Source organism: Streptomyces sp. NPDC029041 (assembly GCF_040637515.1).
Lineage (GTDB): Bacteria > Actinomycetota > Actinomycetes > Streptomycetales > Streptomycetaceae > Streptomyces.
In genome coordinates this window covers 593,194-611,014 of the sequence record NZ_JBEZWO010000003.1, presented here as the reverse complement: position 1 = coordinate 611,014, position 17,821 = coordinate 593,194, and the positions used below count along the sequence as shown (strand labels likewise).

Genomic DNA, 17,821 nt, shown 5'->3' with positions numbered 1-17,821 from the left:
TCACTGTCTGTGCATCCTTGCGTTGCGATCGGGGCGCCGAGGCGCGTTGAGCAGGTGCGGCAGCAGATCCGCCACCGCCCGCTGCCGGACGAGCGCCAGACTGTCGGGGGAGCGAGGCGTCGTTCGCCTGGTCAGCGGGGCCAAAGGCGGGACCAGCGTGACGGGCACCTCGTCCGGAAGCTCGAACAGGTCCAGGTCGAGTGGCAGCACGAAGAAGCCGGACCAGTCCTCGTCGCGCTCGGCGTCTCTGATGCGTTTCATCGCGCTGTTGAGCCGCGCGCTCATGTCCACGTCGTGCACATGCTCCCTGCGGAGGTCCCGGTACCGGCTCTCCCAGCTCGGCGCGCCGTGCGGCAGTCCGAGATCCAGATAGGGGTTGGACGCCGCCGGTCTGTCGTTGCGGGGAACCGCCCGACGCTGCTCGATCATGCGGAGGTTGGACTCGGCCAGCTCATGCGATCCATTGATCCCCTTGAGGACGACGGCCGCCGCGTTCAGTTCCTCCCGGAGCAACAGCGTGTACGCATGGAAGTTGAGGGCCTCGGCTCGGTAGGCCGGGGCAGCGGTCTCGAACGACACCAGCTTGTCTATCTGGGACGACGCACGGGTGAGGTCGTTCAGGCACAGCAGGTCGTAGGCCTGACGCAGGGCCATGAGCGCATGCAGGGGCGAACGCGACGGGTTGACGGCTGCCTTGGGCTCCCACAGAGAGAAAATGAGTCGCCACAACCCCCTGTCTTCCCAAAGGTCACGGTCCCAGTTGCCGACACCGACCCCGTCCAGGAGCCGGCGCAGCCGGAGCACCAGATCGCGGGGCAGCATCCCTTCGAGCTCCTTCACCACCGAGGCGTCACCGTCGGCAACACGCTCCAGGAGGTCGTAGACGTCGCCGACGGGGGGCACGGGCTCGCCCCCGGCGAGGAACGTGCGTCGCCGCTGGAGGGCCGGCCACTCCAGTGCAGCTGCCTGCTCGGTGGTTACCTGCTCGGGTACCAGCCGGGCTATGAGGTACGCGTGCTCCGTCTCCTCGGCCCGGTACTGCCAGGGCTGGTGCTCGGGGCCGACCCCCCCAGCGTCGATGAGGTCGTCGAGGACGCTCAGCGGTATCCAGGGAAGCACACGCGGCAGCATCCGAGGGGGGAAGGCGGCTGTACCATCCGTCGCGAACGCACTGAGGAGGGCGAAAGCCCCGTAGGGGTCCTCGCTCCCAGAGACGACCCCGTAGGGGTCCTCGCTCCCAGAGACGGAGAGCGTGTCGTCGCCCTCGGCAAGGGCGGTGAGCCGTTGCTCCCCGACCTCGGACAGCCACAGGAAGCCGCCCGCGTGGACCGCCGTGAGCGTCGCGGCGATTGTGGCCGGGTCTGCCCGTTCGAGGACGGTCCGCACAGCGGGCAGTAGCCGGTCGTCCGGTTCGTTGCGCAGGGCGTCGGCCAGGGCGTCGTGCGTCGCGTCCTGTGCGAGTGTGGCGAGCTGTTGGAGCAGAGCGAGGGCCTGCAGTACCGCCTGTGCTCCGAACACTCCCACCTTCCGCCACCTGCGTACGGTGAACCCGTCGACCCCCGCGTCCGGGCTCTGCGCCTCCCGGCGCTCTCTGAGCGCCCTCAGCCGCTCCCGCTCCCGTGCGACCGCCTCGGCCCGCGCCCCCGACACCGGCTGCCCCGGCCCGCCGGTCGGCGGCGGACTCGTCACTCTCCGGCTCCCTCGCGGCGGGGGCCGTGGCCGAGGGATGGGGTGAGAGTGGAGGTGTAGTTCTCACCGTCCACGAGGGGGGTGTCCTGGGTGAGGCCAGCAGCGGCTAGGCGGTCGTACTTGGCGAGGACCAGGTCCCTTGTGCGGTATGTGCCGTACCTGCGGATCTCGTTGCGCTCCAGGGCTGGGAACGTGGTGAGGATGTGCTCCATGTGCTTGCGATCGAGCTGGAAGAGGTGGCGCGCGACGACGGAATCGATCTCAGCCCTGGCTTCGGCGCGAGCTTGACCATCGAGCAGCGCTTCTTCTGGGACCTTGTCCTCCGGGACGGGAGACGTCCAGCCGTACTGCGCCATGGAGTTCCAGAACTGTGTCATATCAGGGCTGGTGCAGGTGAGGCGCAATACGAGAGGGGCTAGTCGATCCAGTAGAGGGTCGCCAGGGGAGATACGTGGGAAAGGAAGGCTGTCCACGACGTTTAGTGCCATTTTGAGGGCAATCTTTTTACGTGCCAGGAAGTCCAAACATACCGAATTGGCGGAGGCGAGCCAGATTAGGTACGCCCACTGACATTCAAGTGGATAAAGAATCGTTGGGACTTTGTCGCCGCAAAGCACGCCTGGCGGGATCAGCGCAGCCACGAGTGAGCGCTCGTTGCGTGGTGCAGCTACATCGCAGAACCCGATGCGGTATCGAATGAAGCGATCCTTGACTTTATTCGGAATGTTTCGTCGAGGCACTACCCATTGTGGAACGATGGCTTTCTTGGTCGTACCGAACTCAAGCTCATCCCAGATGGCTGACCGCCCGCGGCCCGAGACATAGATCTTGGCTCTGTGGTCGTACTGCCCCACCATCCGGCCCTCGTATAGGGGTAGGCCCGGTTCGTCATCGGTGAAGCGGTCACGATCGTTCCCCATGTGAATTTCTGTCTGGTAGATCCGGTGTGGGAAGTCTGCCGAAGCAGTTCCGAACGGAGGCCATTGTTCATAGAGGTGATCGGTGATTTCGGAGTCGATGCCTCCGATTGTCTCACTGATGGCCAACGCCTCCGGTGACTGGCTGCGGACGGTATCCACGGACAACTGGTACGGCTTCTCGAGCGCGGCGCCGAGGTCTGTGGGATTTCTGATCTGGAACCCAACAGAGAAGTCGGTTGTACAGCCCGAATGCCGAGCCGAGTAGGCGCCGAAGCGCATCGTCTGATCAGCGCCGTCGAACCACACTTCGCCCGTGTTGATGAACCCCAGCATCAGGTCCAGGTCCCAGTGGTCGAACAGCTCGGCCCTGATCGCCTGAGCGTTGGCGCCATTGTAGATGCCAGACGGTGTGACTTGTGCGGCTGTGCCTGAGGGGCGTGTCAGAGTTAGGGCCGATTCCACGAACATCCGGTACACGTTGAAGTCGCCCTTGCCGAGATTGCCCTTGGCGAAGAGGCGGTAACGGCCACTGCGCTTGAGGAAGTGAACCAGGGCGTAAAGGTCCCGCCGGTGCTGAGCCCACCTCTCCCGGACCACTGGGCTCTCCAGAATTTCCGCCACGGCAGCCTGGCGCTCGTCCTTCTTCATCGCGCGGATCGCCGGATCGTAAGTGGAGAAGAATTCCTTCTCGTCCGGACTCAGTGTGTCCCACGGAGGGTTGCCGAGCATGCAGGAGAATCCGCCCTTCCAGCCAGGCTGGGAGGTGTCATGCCTGTTGATGGTCTCAGGCACCTGGAAGATCTCCGGGAACTCGAGATGCCAATGGAAGAAGCCGTAATTCCGGGAGAGCCGCACGACCTCGCGGTTGGTCTCCGCGGACGCGCCCTCGCCTTCCTGATCGGCCAGCGCGCGGAAAACCTCTTGAGTGACGGCACGAGGGGAGTCATCGGTCTTCGACCAGTAGAAGGCCGAGCACCAGGCGTCCGCGACATGCACGGCGTGCAAGTATGCCGGACTGTTCTGCCACTTCCGGAACTCCGCTGACTGCTGCCGTACGTCGGTGAGTGTATCGGCCTGGCGGGTTGTGATCCGGTGCAGCTCGTCCGCAAAGGCCGCATTGGCCATTGGGATCTCGCGCTCTGCGTCGGAGACGAACAGGCCGACCTGTCCCTCATGCTCGTTGCGATTGATGGTCCGCAGGTCGTTCACCACGGAATCGTCGTCGCCCTCAAGCGAGGTGAAGGCGTCGTTGGGGATTCCTTGCGCGAGCATGGTCGGAGTAGCTCCGACAAGGGCGTTGCCCTGTTTGATGTGGGCGTCGAGGAATCCCAATGGCTTGCCCGGTTCGAGCGCTTCCAACCACAACGACACCTTGGCCAGTTCTACTGCCATCGGGTTGACGTCGACACCGTAGATGCAGTGGGTGACCACTTCCCACATCGCCGTTCGAACCGAGGAAGGCGTCGGCTCGGGGTTGCCCTCACGCACGGCAGCGATGCGCTTGGCGATGCGTCGTGCAGCGGCGACGAGGAAGTGTCCGGATCCGCAGGCCGGGTCGCATACCGTGACCTTCAAGAGTTCGTCCACGATCGGAGCCGTGTCATTCGGGCTTGTGGATCCCGCTGCACGGGCGACGCCTCGCTCGACAGCATCGTCCAAGAGCGGATCAAGCGCCGAATCCAGCAGGCAATCGATGATTGCAGAGTGCGTGTAGAAGGATCCAGTCGTCTTGCGCGCGTTGCCACCGACCTCCACCATCCGCGCGGAACGTTTGTCGTCGGCTGGCATAAGACGGAGCTCGAGAAGAAACTCGTACACGGAACCGAGCTCTTCGGCCCCCAAATGCCGGTAGTCGATGGTGCGGTACCGGTTTGACGCCGGGTCCTTGACCTGGGAAAGGTGCCGGACAGCGGTGAGCAGTGATTCGTTCGAGAGGGTGAGACCTTGTAGCAGTCGGTCGGTCTCTGATTCCTCGAAGATTCCGCCTAGTCCGGGAAGACCCAATTCGGGGCGTCCTTCGTCCCTTCCCAGGCTGTCCATGACGAGTCTGAGCGCTTCATACAGATCTGTGTGTGCGGTGCCACGACGGCGGCGCGACACCTGACGAAGTCGCGAGGTCGAGAAGTATCGCTGGTAGCGTTCACACGCTTCTGGGGTGGCTGTCGGAGTATGGAGGACATTGCGGTCTTCGGCGACGAAGACGAAGAGCATCCGGTAGACGAGACGGAGCAGTGCGTGTTGGAACTCGTCCGCGTCGAGGTTCTCGCGCAGATCGCGGTTCGCAGGGTGCTTGAGGAAACCCGTCGCCAGTACAGCAATGGCCTCCTGGACCGCGGAACGCGTCTGCTTGAGAGCGCGCATGCCGCTTTTGATAGCTTCTGTGCGCCACTTCTCCAGCCAGCAGGCGGAAGGCGCCGCCCCCTCGAACCGCGAGGCGTGCAGCAGCCGGTACAGCAGGACGAACTCGCTGAACAGCTCGCCGTCGAAGATGGCTTCGAGGTCGAACTCGACGTACGACGCTGTCGCGAGCGCGCTGGAGTCGCGGAGCAGGCGCACCTGGCGGCCGTTCGTCAGGACGCCCCACAGGTGGGCCTCCGTGCGGTTCAGGCACTCCTGGAGCATCGACTGGGGCGGGACCGTGCCCGCGCCGCCAGGGCGCTTGTCCAACTCCGCGTTCCACGCCGTCTGGTGGATCAGGGCGTGGTGCCAGCGGTGGGAGACCGGGAACTTCTTTTCTGCGTCGGAGTCGGCGGTGATGCCCGCCGCGCCGACCGCTGTGAGTCGGCCGAAGCCCAGTTCGCGCCAGAGCGGTGCGAGCCAGTCCGCGTCGGCGCGGCCCATCGGGTCGGCGGCGGGTACGCCGGTTTCGCGGTCTTCGGGGAGGTGCATGCGCAGGTCGCGCCAGAGCGGCTTCAGGTACTCCCAGCTGCGCTCGGCCTCGTCCCGTACCGAACGCGACGACGGCAGGCCGTAGTCGGCGGGCTTAGAGCCGGGGACGTCCTTGCCCTCGGAGACCCGTACCAGCATGTCGGCCGGCAGTAGACCGCCCATCGTGTGGACGGCCGTGAACACCTGGTTGCGAGTGGTGGCGGACATCAGGCGGACACTCCAGCGGGAACGGAAGCGGGGACGGAAGCGGCGGCGGGCAGGTAGACGTAGGCGCCGAGGATGTCGGCCGGCTTCTGGGCCGTCACCGACAGGCCGCGGACGATCTCGCCGGACGCGGCCCGCACCCGGCGGTGGGCCGCGTCCAGCTCTGCCGCCAGCTCATCGCCGTACGTCTCCAAGTGCACGTTCACATCCGGAAGCTGGTCCAGGATTCGGGTCATCGTCCGCTGCCCGAAGTGCGGGTCCGTGTTGCCCGACGCCGTCGCGTCCAGCAGGCCCACCGCCCGCTCCGGCGGCAGCCACACCGCACTCCTCGGCGCTCCCTCGAAGGCAACCAACCTCGCGTCCTCCGCCACCAACTGCCGCTCACCACTTCGCGACGGCAGCGTGAGGTGGAAGCGGTACCGCACCAGCAGCAACGTCGTCCTCGTGCTCACCGCATCCGTCGTGATCACACCGCAGCGACGCGCCGGGCGTGCGCCCTCAGCCTGGGTGTCCAGCGCGGCGTTGAGGACATGGGACGCCAGCGCGCCCACGACCGGGTCCGTACGGACCAGGGCTGCCTCGCCCCGCGCCACCGCCGGATCGCTGCGGAACGGGATCTCCCGGTCCTTCTCGACGACCTCCGAGCCCACCACCGGCGCCAGCGCGTCCCGCAGACCCGCCGGTGTGCCGCCCACCTGGGCCGTGAAGTCCCCGGACTCGCCGTCGGCGCCGCGCAGCACCGCGTTCAGAGCGCCCAGCGACTCCCGTACGAACGTCCGGATCTCGCCAGCCCCGCCCAGCGCCGCCCGGATCGAGGCGACCTCCCGGGCCACCTCCTCCGGGTGGATCGAGCGCTGCGCGAAACGGGAACGGGACGCCCGCTCGCGCTCCGCCGCCGAGTTCCAGTCGCTGTCCAACTTCTCGGTGCTCACCTTGAACGCGTCCGCGCTGAAGAGGGCGTCCTCGTTCTCCCGGCCGCGCATCAGCAGCCACTCCACGATGGCGTCAGTCACGCCCGTCGACAGTTCGTCGGGGACGGAGACCGAGATGCCGAGGTCCTTCTTGATCTGGCGGTGCTTCTTGATGAGCACCTCCAGGACCTTGCCGTCGATGCCGTTGTCGTCGCCGTAGAGGGTGATGACGCGCACCTCGTCGCGGCGCTGGCCGTAGCGGTCGACGCGGCCCTCGCGCTGGTCGTGGCGGGTGGGGTTCCAGGCGAGGTCGTAGTGGACGACCGCGTCGAAGTAGTGCTGGAGGTTGACGCCCTCCGACAGGCAGTCCGTCGCGATCAGGACCCGGCGGGCCGCCGCGTCCTCACCGGCCTCCGTGGCCAGCTCCTCGATCCGCTCGATGCGTTGCTGCGGGGACAGTTCACCCGTCACCGCCTTGACCACCGTCTTCGCGCCCAGCGGGCCGCGCTTCTTCGTCTCCGGGTCGTTCGCCAGATGCTCGGCCAGGTACTTCGCCGTCGGGATGTAGCGGCAGAAGACGATCGGGTTGTAGCCGTCCGCCAGCAGCGCCTTGAGATGCTTGATCAGCGCCTTCAGCTTGAGGTCCTTCTCCGGGCCCTCCAACTGCGAGGCCAGCTCCGCGAGTTCGGCCAGCGGGGAGCCCGCCGTCGTCTCCGCGCCCGGCGCCACGTCCATGCCCTCCATGGCGTCGCTGTCCGCCGCGTCGCTGTTCAGGGGGGCGCCCAGCTTGTCGGCCTCCTCCGCCGAAGCCGCGATCGCCGCCGCCGAGCGCGTCGTCAGGGTCTGGGCCGCCGCCCTCGGCGACGACACCAGCGAGCGCAGCAGCGCGATCGCCGACCACCAGGCGATACGGGCCTCCCGCCTGCCCTGGCCGCCGGCCTCCTCGACCCGCTCACTCGCGTACGCGATCGCGTCGTCCAGCAGGGCCCGGTACTCGGGGGACAGCTTGTACGTCTCGTCCTTGAAGAAGCGGTCCGAGGGGAACGCGGTGCGCTCGGCGAGGGAGTCGTCCGCCAGGCCGTCCTCCTTCGTCAGGTACTGGCGTACGTCCGCCCGCTTGCGGGCCACGAAGTGTTGGGCGAGGAGCTTCCTGCCCGCGTCCGACTCCAGGTTCACGTGCGCCAACTCCGGCTTGACCAGCCCGAGCAGGTTCCGGAACGCCGACTCCTTGCCGCTGTGCGGGGTCGCCGTGACCAGCAGCAGGTGCCGTTCCGCGTCCTCCGCCACCCGGCGCAGCAGCTCGTACCGCAGCTGGCTCTGCGCGCTCGTCGACGTGTCGTCGGCCGCCACGCACGTGTGTGCCTCGTCGACTATCACCAGGTCGGGGCAGTGGCGTACGAAGTCGTCGCGGTGGCGAGGGGACTTGATGAAGTCCGTCGAGACGATCACGTTCGGGTACTTGTCGAAGAGGGACTGGCCGAGGTCCAGGCCGCGCTCCAGCCGTGACACCGTCGACGCCAGCACCAGCTCCGCGTCGATGCCGAACTTGCCGCGCAGCTCCTGCTGCCACTGTTCGGCCAGGGCCGGGGAGCAGAGCACCGCCAGGCCACTCGCCTCGCCCTGCGCCAGCATCTCGCTCGCGATCAGGCCCGCCTCGATCGTCTTGCCGATACCGACGTCGTCCGAGATCAGCATGCGGACCGTCCTCTGGCGCAGGGCCATCAGGAGCGGTACGAGCTGGTACGCGCGCGGCTCCACCGCGATCCCGGCAAGGGAGCGGAACGGGCCCGCCCCGGAGCGGAAGCCGACCCGCAGCGCCGTACGCAACAGCCCGGCAGCCCGCTGGTCGCCGAGGTCGGTCGGCTCCGGCGGCGCGAAACGGGCCTCCTCCACCGGCTCGAACGGGAACACCGCCGCGATGTCGTCGTCCGAACCGCCCAGCGGGCGCAGGACGAGCAGGTCGGGCTCGCTCTCGGGGAGCACCACCCACTCGCGGCCACGGGCCTTCACCAGGGATCCGGCGGAGAACGTGAATGCCATATCGATCGTCAAATCCTCTTGGTCCGGCCGGTGCGTCAGTTGGTCTTGGCGGGAGAGCCGAAGTAGCGGGAATGGGCGGCGGCGATGGCGGTCCAGTCGGCGCCGTGGGGGAAGCGGACGACGTCCCAGGTGGCGTCGAAGAGGCGCTCCTCCGCGTCGGCGTCACGCAGCGCGCTCTCCTCCGCGCCGGAGGGGCCGTCGACGAACACGGCGACGTTGGCGCCCGGGAGTCGGTAGACGAAGTCCGGTGCCGCGTTCGCGTCTGTCAGGAAGACGTCCTTCTCGTCGGGGAGGCGCAGCCCGCACGACTTCGCCCAGCCCAAGAAGTCGCCCTGCGCGGCGAGTTCGGATGCCGATGCCTCGACCGGCGTGGGATCGGCAGGGGTTTCGGCCACCAGGCGCCGGAACTGCTCCGAGCGGGACTCGCCCCGCGCCTCACGGCTCGCCGCCGCCGACGCGAACCGCACCAGCAGGGCCGCCACCGTGTGCCGGTTGATCTGGGCGTGGTCGAGCTGGTTGCCGTACGTGAGGAGGCAGTCGTAGCAGCCGAGCGCGCAGGCGCGTCCCGGTCGGTGTTCCTCGCCGCCCTCGTCCTTGCCGTCCGCAGAGAAGTGGCAGATCTCCAGGGCGCGGCGGGCCGCCTTGGCGAGGGCGTCGTCCTCCGCCTGGAGGCGGCGCAGTACGCCGGCGCCGCCCTCCGCGGCCTCCATGAACAGGATGCGGCGCCTCGGGCCGTCGTCCGGCGGCAGCAGCTCGCTGGAGAGCTCGGCGTCCTCCAGCTCGAACTCCGCCTCGATACCCCGTTCCAGGGCGTACATGAGCGTGAGCGCGACCGGCTCGGGCAGCGCCTCGTCGAGGGTGACGACGAGGATGTTGCGGCGGTCCTCCACGAACGGGATGACCCGCTTCTTGCGGCGCCGCTCGTTGCCGTCGGCGTCGACCAGGGGCAGCTCGCTGGAGTCGCCGGACGCCTCGGATGCGTCCTTGTCGTTCATCCAGCGGCCGTCGGCCAGGTCCAGCCAGTAGCCCGGCGGCTCGTCCGTACGGGCGCGTACCCGGCCGGTGTTGGTGATGCGGACGGTCGCGGAGTCACCGTACGCGATCTGCGCGAGCTGTCCCGTCGCGTCGGCGACCGTGGCGTTCAGGCGGCCCTTGCGGACGCCGTGGTCGTGGAAGCGGTACGACGTCTCCAGGCGGAAACCGGCCCGGCGCCGCTCCTCCTCGTCCGAGGAGATCCGCTCCCGGCGCGTGGTGTACACGGTGTGCAGGTGGAGGAGGCCGTACGTCGCCGCGCCCAGCGTCTCGTTGCAGAAACCGCAGCGGTCCTCGCGCTCCTTGGGCTCGTGGTGGTAGCCGCAGTGCGCGCAGCGGCGCGCCTCGCCCGTGGTCAGCTCGCCGGAGGAGTCCGGGGGCAGCTGGATGCGGGTCACCTGGTAGCGGGCGCCCTCGTGGTAGATCAGCGAACCGGGGCCGAACTCGCGGATGGCGAGGAAGCGGGGGCGCTGGAGGTAGTCGCCGTCGCCGCGGCGGCGGCCGATCGTCGGGATGTACGCGGCCAGCGGCAGGCGCGGGAAGCTGTAGCCGGGCAGGAAGCCCTCGGAGGCCAGATAGCGGTACGGGTTGAAGTCGGAGAGGACCGACTTGCTGTCGACGCTCTCGTTCATCAGCAGGTTGAGCTGCGTCTCGGCCTCGCGGCGGCGGGCGTTGGCGCGGTTGCGGTCGCCCTCGGTGAGGCTGTAGTCGAGGCGCCGCTTGTTCTGCACGTACTGGTCGTCGAGCGCGGCCCGGAACAGGCTGCGCCAGCGGTCGAAAGCGCGGTCGAAGCGCTCGGCGACGGTACGGACCTTGTCGTCGATCCAGTCGTCGTGCCACCACGTGGTCTCGGTGAAGTCCCTGAACAGCGGGCCGAGGACCCGCAGGGCCGCGGAAACCGTGCGCCGCTGGGCGCCGTCGTCGTGGGCCGCGTCCCGGATGTCGGGCAGCAGGTGCAGGGCGGGGTTCGGGCGGTCGCCCGTGTCCGGGTACGACACGTCGAGCACCTCGGGCAGGGAGCGGCCCAGGCGCAGGCCCGCCTCGGCGATCCAGATTCCCTGGAGGTGGGACAGGACCAGGTCCTCGTTGGCGAGGTCCAGGCGGGGCGGGGCGACCGCGCCCGCCACCATGCGCTCGGAACGGCGGAAGTAGTACTGGTCGTGGCTGTTGCCGGTCGCGCAGTACGTTGTCACCAGGGCGGGCTGGCCGCTGCGGCCCGCGCGGCCCGAACGCTGGGCGTAATTGGCGGGTGTGGGCGGCACGTTGCGCATCATCACCGCGTTGAGCGAGGAGATGTCGACGCCGAGCTCCATGGTGGGGGAGCAGTACAGCAGCTTCAACTCCGCCTTGCGGAAGGCCTCTTCGCGGGCTTCCCGGTCCTCAGGGGACACCTGCGCGGTGTGCTCGCGGGCGTACAGGCCGGACAGGGCGTCGGCGGTCTCCCGGTACAGCTTGAGGAAGAACGTGTTGATGCGCGGGCCGTCGCCGCTCTGGTAGGTGCGGGTCAGCGGGTCGTGCGCGCCCGACTCGCCCTTACCTGCGCGCCACACCAGCGACTGGGCGGCCACCCGGTACCCGGTCGTGGTGACGGACGACGTCCGGCGGAAACGGCCGGCCCGCTGCGGCGCCGCCTCTACCTCCTTCACCAGGCCTGCCTTGGTCAGCACCTTCAGCAGCTCCGTGATGATCAGCTGGAGGTCGTCCTGGTCGAGGTCTCGGAAGGTGCGGTCGGCGCGCCTGAGGTACTTGCCGTACTTGCCGCGTGCGGACAGGAACAGGCTGGCGCGGTCCATGCCCGGCCGGGAGGGGTGCGGGTACGCGGTGCCGACGCGGGGCTTGTCGGCGGCGGACAGGATCCACGGGTCCACGAGCCGTTCCTCGCTCGCCCGCTGCAGGGACTCGAAAGTGTCGTCGCGGAAGTACGACACGTCGATGGCCAGCGAGCGGCGCATCTCGTCCAGCAGTGCCCTCATCACCTCGGCCCGCAGTGCCGGGTCGGCGTCCCGCAGCGCCTGGTGGGTGCCCTCCCAGCGGTCCTGCTTGGCGGCGATCCAGTCCAGGTCCTCGTAGTCGATCTCCAGCAGGCCGGTCTGCTCCAGGTTGGGCATCGTGATGCGCCAGCCGCGCTCCAGGTCGAGGTAGAGCCGGAAGGCCACCACGTCCCGCAGGGTGCGGGCCGCGTTGCGGGCCAGCGACGGGGGCAGGTCGGACTCGCCGGTGTAGTCGACGGGGGAGACGGCGAGCGCGTTGGTCACCGCGGAGGCCAGCTCCTCGTGGTGCAGGCCGTCCTCACCGACGTCGAGGGCCGCCCGGTACAGGGCGCCGCGCAACTGGGTGATCTGTACGAAGTCGTTGAAGTGGCCCGCCTGGAGGGAGGCGTCCTGCCGGTTGTCGACGAACGTGAGGAGCTTACGCGCCTCCTTGTCCAGGGCCTCCTCGGGCACCGACTTCAGTGAGCGCACGATCGACGCCGAGACCAGGGAGGTCGCCGACGAACGCCCCTCCTGGTCCAGCGTGGCCAGCTTGGCGAAGTCCCGGCCGCGCGTCTGCTCGTACGCCACACCGCAGTGCAGACAGAAGAGGAAGGGGGAGGGGATGAACGCGGCCTTCAGCTCGCCGCCCCGCCCCTCGTGGCCGAACGGATCGACCAGGACGGACTTCGGGACGCGGTCGCGGTACGCGCGCTTGACGACCTCCTGCCCCTTGTCGTCCAACTCCAGCCAGGACTCGGGCAGTCGACGGTCGTCGACGGCGTACTGCACGTTGGAGGGCCACTCGCGCTCATGGTCCACGTACAGATAGCCGTCGCCCTGCCTGCCGCCGGTCGCCGAGGTGTCGCGGCGGGCCTCGTAGCGCACCTCGCCGTCCTTCTCGGTGCGCCACACCGTCAGGTACTCCTGGCCGCACTCCCGGCAGAAGGCGAGCGGCATCAGCAACTTGCCGCCGCTGCCCGGCTGTTCGAGCTGGTAGGAACGAGTGAGGTGGCGGGAGGACTTGTTCTCCAGGGTGACGTAGACCGTGTCGCCCTTGGAGAGGAACTGGTGCAGGCGGAACGCGAACAGCGGCCGTTCGTTGCGCGGGTTGAGTGCCTGGGAGCCGGCTTCCAGGGTGGCGCGGATCGCCTCCGCGCACAGCTCCTCCGCGACGCCCGACGTCTCGTGCAACTCGCGCGCCGCGACCTCGATCTGGGTCGGCGGCCGGCGGACCAGACGGCCCGTGGCGGCATCCTCGACGAGGCCGAAGCGGTCCTCGATCCAGCGGGCCAGGGGGTCCTGTGCCAGGTCGTCGTAGGCGCGCGGGGCGGGTGCGGTCAGGCGCTCGGCGGGTACGGTGGCGGGCGCCTCGCCGGTGGCCCGGACCAGGGTCTCGCCGATGACGTGCTCGGGCCGGACCGTCGTACCGAACAGGGTGCTCGCCACACCGGCAACCACCTGCCGCTGGTCCTCCAGCGTGCCCTCCGTCGACATGGTGGCCGAGGTGCCGACGCACTGGAGGTCCTCCGCCTGGCAGGCCTCGCGAACCCGGCGGATCAGGAGAGCGACATCGGCGCCCTGACGGCCGCGGTAGGTGTGCAGCTCGTCGAAGACGAGGAACTCCAGGCCCCGCGCCATCTTGATGAGGCTCGCCCGGTCGGCCGGGCGGGTCAGCATCAGCTCCAGCATCACGTAGTTGGTGAGCAGGATGTCCGGCGGGTTATCTCGGATCTCCTTGCGCTTCGCGTCGTCCTCCTGGCCCGTGTAGCGGGCGAAGGTGACCGGCTCGCGGCCCGCGCCGTAGCCGTCCCGCAGGTACTTCTCCAGTTCGCGCAGCTGGCTGTTGGCGAGCGCGTTCATCGGATACACGATGATCGCCCGCACACGCTTCGAGGCGTCCGGGCCCTCCTCGTCGCGTTGGCGCAGCACCTTGTCGACGATCGGGACGATGTAGGAGAGCGACTTGCCGGAGCCGGTGCCGGTCGTCAGTACGTACGACGCCCCGGAGGCGGCGGCGTCGATGGCGTCGCGCTGGTGCCGGTGCAGGAGCAGCGGCCGGCCGTCGCAGACGGTGCCCCCCTCGGTCTTCTTCGCCTGGAAGATGCGGGCGCACTCGGCGTGCAGCACCTTCTGCTGGGCGAGCTCGACCACGGTGCCGCCGCCCTGGAAGAACGGGTTGAGCGACAACCAGGGGTTCGGCCACTGGGACTTGTCGTCGAGGTCTTTCTCGACGTACGCCTTGACGCGTTCGTCGCGGATGACGGTGCCGCCCTCCGTGAAGGAGCGGTAGTCCCGGATCAGCGCCTGATGGACGCCGAAGACGTCCATGCCGGCGCCGGAGCCGGTCACCAGGTCGGGCTGCTGCGGGGCGACGGGCGCCGGGGCCGGGGCGGCCTCGCGCAAGGGGAGCGTCGGGTCCTGCCCGCTCCACGTGGGGACGAGGCTGGTGTCGTCCGACGGTACGGCGAGGGGGAGCAGGGCGTCCCGTACGGTCACGGCGTCGGGCGGGCGGTTCGCCGGGTCCTTGGCCAGCAGGCGGTCGACGAGACGTGCGAGCTCGGCGGGGGTGTCGCTGCGGATCGCGCGGACCGGGCTGGGCTCCCGGTGGACATGCCGCTCGGCGAGTTCGTACGCCGACTCGCTCGTGAACGGGGGGACGCCGACCAGCATCTCGTACAGCACGCAACCCAGGGCGTACAGGTCGGCGGCTTGGGTCACCTGCTTGGCCTGGCACTGCTCCGGCGCCATGTAGCGGGCCGTGCCCACGCTGACGCCGGTGCTGGTCAGGCGGGTCTGGTCCGGGTCGTCGACGATGCTGCCCATGCCGAAGTCGAGCACCTTGACGGTGCCACCCCGCGTGAGCATGACGTTGGCGGGCTTCAGGTCCCGGTGGACCACGCCCTGCGCGTGCGCGGCGGCGAGGCCGGCGGCGATCTGGGCGCCGATGGCGGCGACCCACGTGATCGGGAGCTGCGGCTCCTCCTCGATGAGATCGCGCAGTGACTCACCGTCCAGCAACTCCATCGCGAGGTAGGGCAGACCGTCGCGGTCCGCGGCGATACCGCCCTCGATGAGCCGGGCGAGGTTGGGATGGTGGTCCAGGTGCCGCATGATGCCGACTTCGCGGGCGAAGCGCTCCACGGCCCTGGTGTCGCCGCCGGTGTCGATCCGGCCCCCGGTGCGGCGGCGCAGGATCGTCTTCACTGCGACGGTGCGCTCCGGCGAGCCCTCGGCAGCGCGCAAATCCTCGGCCTGGTGGACCTCCCCCATGTTGCCCCTGCCGATGACGCGCCCGATGCGGAATCTGCCGTCGACGAGCTCGTGGCTCACTGCCGCTCCTCTGCCTACTGCTCGCGTTCTCGCGGTTCCGAACCGGAACGCGCCCCCTCATGCGTTGCCGCACGGTCCATGGTGTCAGAACGGACAGTGAGGCAGCCGTTACTGTACACGGATACACCCAGATCTTACAGGGCCGTACGCGTTGACATTGTCAACGTTATGTTCTGGCCTCGTCGTGAGTGGGTGGGTGAGGCGGGTCGCCCTGAACGGCCTGAAGGGGCTGCATGACCAGGATGTGCGTATGCATGCAGACGCAGGCCCTCCGGATGTGGAAAAGGTTGTCGACCTCGTGAGGAAAGTGTGTTCCTTGGTGTTGGCGTGGTGCAAGCGCTGTGCCGCGCTACGTGGGGTGCGCTGCCCGTCCTTCTGGACGGGCTCGCTCGGCGCTGGCGCGATCTGCAGCAGATTTGTGGGAGGGCGTGGGCCGTGGCAGGCTCCTGTTCTTGGGGGCCAACGGAGCCAGACGGCAGGCAGTTGGAGCGGACGACGGTGCGGTGGGCTAAGCGCCCACGGCCCATCGCGCTCCCGCAACCACTCCCAGCAGCAGAGTTGGAAGCATCCACCACCACGGCACTACCCTCCGCGCCGACGGCACCAGCCACAGCGCTGCCGCAGCCCCGGCGACGGCGATGGTGACGACGCACGACAGCACGATTCCGGCGTACGCGTCGTCGTCCCAGGTGCCGGACGGCGTGATGGTCAGTGCCGTCCAGCAGAAGTACGCGGCGATGAGGGTGAGCAGGGTGAGGGGTACAGCGAGGACCAGACGGAGGCAGCCGCGGTCGTCGTCCACGTGGGAAGGGCTGGTCATCAGCGCAGTGCGTTCCTTGCCTCGTCCAGATTGTTCGCGAACCCACGACCGTAGCCCTGGGCGTCGTCGGTCTCCCAGTACGGCCCGCCGTTGTAACGCGCGGCGAGTTCCTGGTACTGGGCCGGTGTCATCTCCTCGGCCGGCACATCGGCGAACTCGCTCTCCGCCTTGAGCTGGGCCAGGTACTCCGAAGCGATGAAGATGTTCTGCGCGGGGTCCTGCAGGGCTGTTTCCACCGTGCCGCGCTGCTGGTCGGTGAGGTGCTCGGGGTCGTAACCGAGAACCTCGGCGCCACGTCGCACCTGGATGGCGATGGGACCCATGGACGTGTTGTCCGGGTCACCGCCGAGCCGCCACGGCAGGCTCTCAGGAGCGATCGGGCTCAAGGGAGAGTCCGCCTGTTCGCGGATGGTGTCGGTCATGTCGTCCAGGATGCCGGGCTGTCCGCCGACCTCCTGCCACGCGATACCGGCGACCATGTCCGGCGGCAGCCCCGAATTCCGTGCCGCGGCCTTGATGATCTCCTTGTTCGCCGCTATCCAGTCGGCGCGGTCCTGCGCCGTGGACGGCGGACTCCAGTAACTGTCCTGCGCTCCGGGGAGGTTGGCGATCTGGAGGCGGATGTCCCGCAGGGCCGGGGAGACGATGTCGTCGCCGGCGACGGGGGAGTAGTCCTGCTTGGGGCCGCTGCCGGACAGCCGCGTCAGCGGGCTCGTGCTCGCCTCGGCTGCCTCACGCCGCAGCTCCGGGATCGCCGAAACGATGTCGACCCGCTGGATGAAACCCATGCGGAAATCAGGTAGCAGGTCATAGGCCTGCTTGAGCTCGTGGACGCAGATCTCCCGGGCCTCGTGTTCCGTGGTCTTCGCGAGCTGGAAATCCCCACCGGCGGCGTCGTGCAGCCGGTTCGCGTCCTCGCGGATGTCCTCGACATCCATGGTCAGCTCGGCGAAGAAGTCCATGACCCCGGTGGTGTCACGCATGTCCTCCCACTGGCGCATCGGCTCCGCCTCCTGCGCCTCACGGGTGATCGCCGTGCCCTTGGTGTGGATCAGGTCCGCGAGCAACTGCTCGTTCGCCTTGCCGTTGGAGTAGTGGGCCTTGGCCACCTCCAGCGCGAACGCGTAGCTGCGCAGGGCGCTGGACGCCTTGTCGTAGCCTTCCGCGAGCTGCGCGACCAGCTTGCGCCCCTCTGAGAGCCGGGCTTCGTAGTGCCGGCTGCCCTCGCTCTTCCACTGCGTGTGCTTCTCGGCGCGTTCGGCGGAAGGGTCGACCGCGACGAGCATGTCGTGCAGGCGCTTGAACTCGTCCGCGTTCCGTTCGACGAGGGGCGGGTTGCAGTCTTCCAAGAACTCGACGTCCTTGCGGTGACTGATGCCGCTGCTCATCGCGACTCCGGGGCGACGTACTGGCCGTACTCCAGGACGTTGTCCAGGAAGCGTTGAGCTGTGTCGTCGTCGATTTTCACGAAGTCGCTGCCGGTTGTCCTGAGGCGCGTGGACAGGGCGGCGAACAGGGCGACGGCGTCCAGGTACTGGTCATCGGCGAACCCCGCGAACCGTGCCACCTGCTTGCACACGTCCGCGGGCGCCCGAGGGGCGCGGGTCATGGTGGTCAGTTCGTCGTCGGGCCGGCCCTCATGGAGAAAGCCCGCGATCTCGATCAGGAGATTCGCGTTGCCGTTGATCGACTGGGCCTTGGCGACCAGGGAACCGGTAGCCGGGGCGACGGCCCCGCCGCCGCTGTCCGCCGGCAACTGATTGATCTGCGTGCCGGTCTGCTGACGCGCCAAGGCGTCGGCCTTCAACTGGGCCCACTCCTCTTCGAAAGACAACCTGTTCCCCCTCCAAGCCCGTCAAGTCGAAGTGTCAATCGATCATGCCACTGGGGGAGTGCGGATCGATAGCTCGCAGCTTCGCGTGGGGGCTGGTTCACACACTGCCTTGGCCAGTCGAGCATCCCTTAGCAGGGCATTCCTTGCGTGCTCGCGGACGATTGCCAGCACCTCGTCAC

General features: G+C 68.4%; 7 protein-coding genes. All 7 read right to left on the bottom strand.

Annotation, left to right across the window (positions count from 1 at the left end; translation table 11 throughout):
- Complete coding sequence (locus AB0F04_RS09970; RefSeq protein ID WP_362039665.1) at positions 1-1,689, bottom strand: hypothetical protein; 1,689 nt, start codon at positions 1,687-1,689, stop codon at positions 1-3.
- Complete coding sequence (locus AB0F04_RS09965) at positions 1,686-5,705, bottom strand: DNA methyltransferase (RefSeq protein WP_362039663.1); 4,020 nt, start codon at positions 5,703-5,705, stop codon at positions 1,686-1,688. The genes AB0F04_RS09970 and AB0F04_RS09965 overlap by 4 nt, the downstream gene beginning before the upstream one ends.
- A complete protein-coding gene (locus AB0F04_RS09960; protein ID WP_362039661.1) occupies positions 5,705-8,653 on the bottom strand; it encodes a helicase-related protein in 2,949 nt (982 codons plus the stop codon). The genes AB0F04_RS09965 and AB0F04_RS09960 overlap by 1 nt, the downstream gene beginning before the upstream one ends.
- Positions 8,654-8,688: 35 nt before the next feature.
- Positions 8,689-14,988, bottom strand: a complete 6,300-nt coding sequence (locus tag AB0F04_RS09955; protein WP_362039659.1) for a protein kinase — start codon at positions 14,986-14,988, stop codon at positions 8,689-8,691.
- 508 nt (positions 14,989-15,496) lie between these two features.
- Complete coding sequence (locus AB0F04_RS09950) at positions 15,497-15,808, bottom strand: hypothetical protein (RefSeq protein ID WP_362039656.1); 312 nt, start codon at positions 15,806-15,808, stop codon at positions 15,497-15,499.
- Positions 15,808-17,196, bottom strand: a complete 1,389-nt coding sequence (locus AB0F04_RS09945; RefSeq protein ID WP_362039654.1) for a hypothetical protein — start codon at positions 17,194-17,196, stop codon at positions 15,808-15,810. The genes AB0F04_RS09950 and AB0F04_RS09945 overlap by 1 nt, the downstream gene beginning before the upstream one ends.
- Positions 17,193-17,615 (bottom strand): hypothetical protein, encoded by a 423-nt coding sequence (locus AB0F04_RS09940; protein ID WP_362039652.1) that lies wholly within the window; start codon positions 17,613-17,615, stop codon positions 17,193-17,195. Before AB0F04_RS09940 ends, AB0F04_RS09945 begins: the two co-directional genes overlap by 4 nt.
- Between the last annotated feature and the right edge of the window lie 206 nt (positions 17,616-17,821).

Bases quoted from the DNA above. Each gene is read 5' to 3' on its own strand.
- AB0F04_RS09965 (WP_362039663.1), bottom strand. From the start codon at position 5,705: ATGTCCGCCACCACTCGCAACCAGGTGTTCACGGCCGTCCACACGATG.
- AB0F04_RS09960 (WP_362039661.1), bottom strand. From the start codon at position 8,653: ATGGCATTCACGTTCTCCGCCGGATCCCTGGTGAAGGCCCGTGGCCGC.
- AB0F04_RS09950 (WP_362039656.1), bottom strand. From the start codon at position 15,808: ATGACCAGCCCTTCCCACGTGGACGACGACCGCGGCTGCCTCCGTCTG.
- AB0F04_RS09945 (WP_362039654.1), bottom strand. From the start codon at position 17,196: ATGAGCAGCGGCATCAGTCACCGCAAGGACGTCGAGTTCTTGGAAGAC.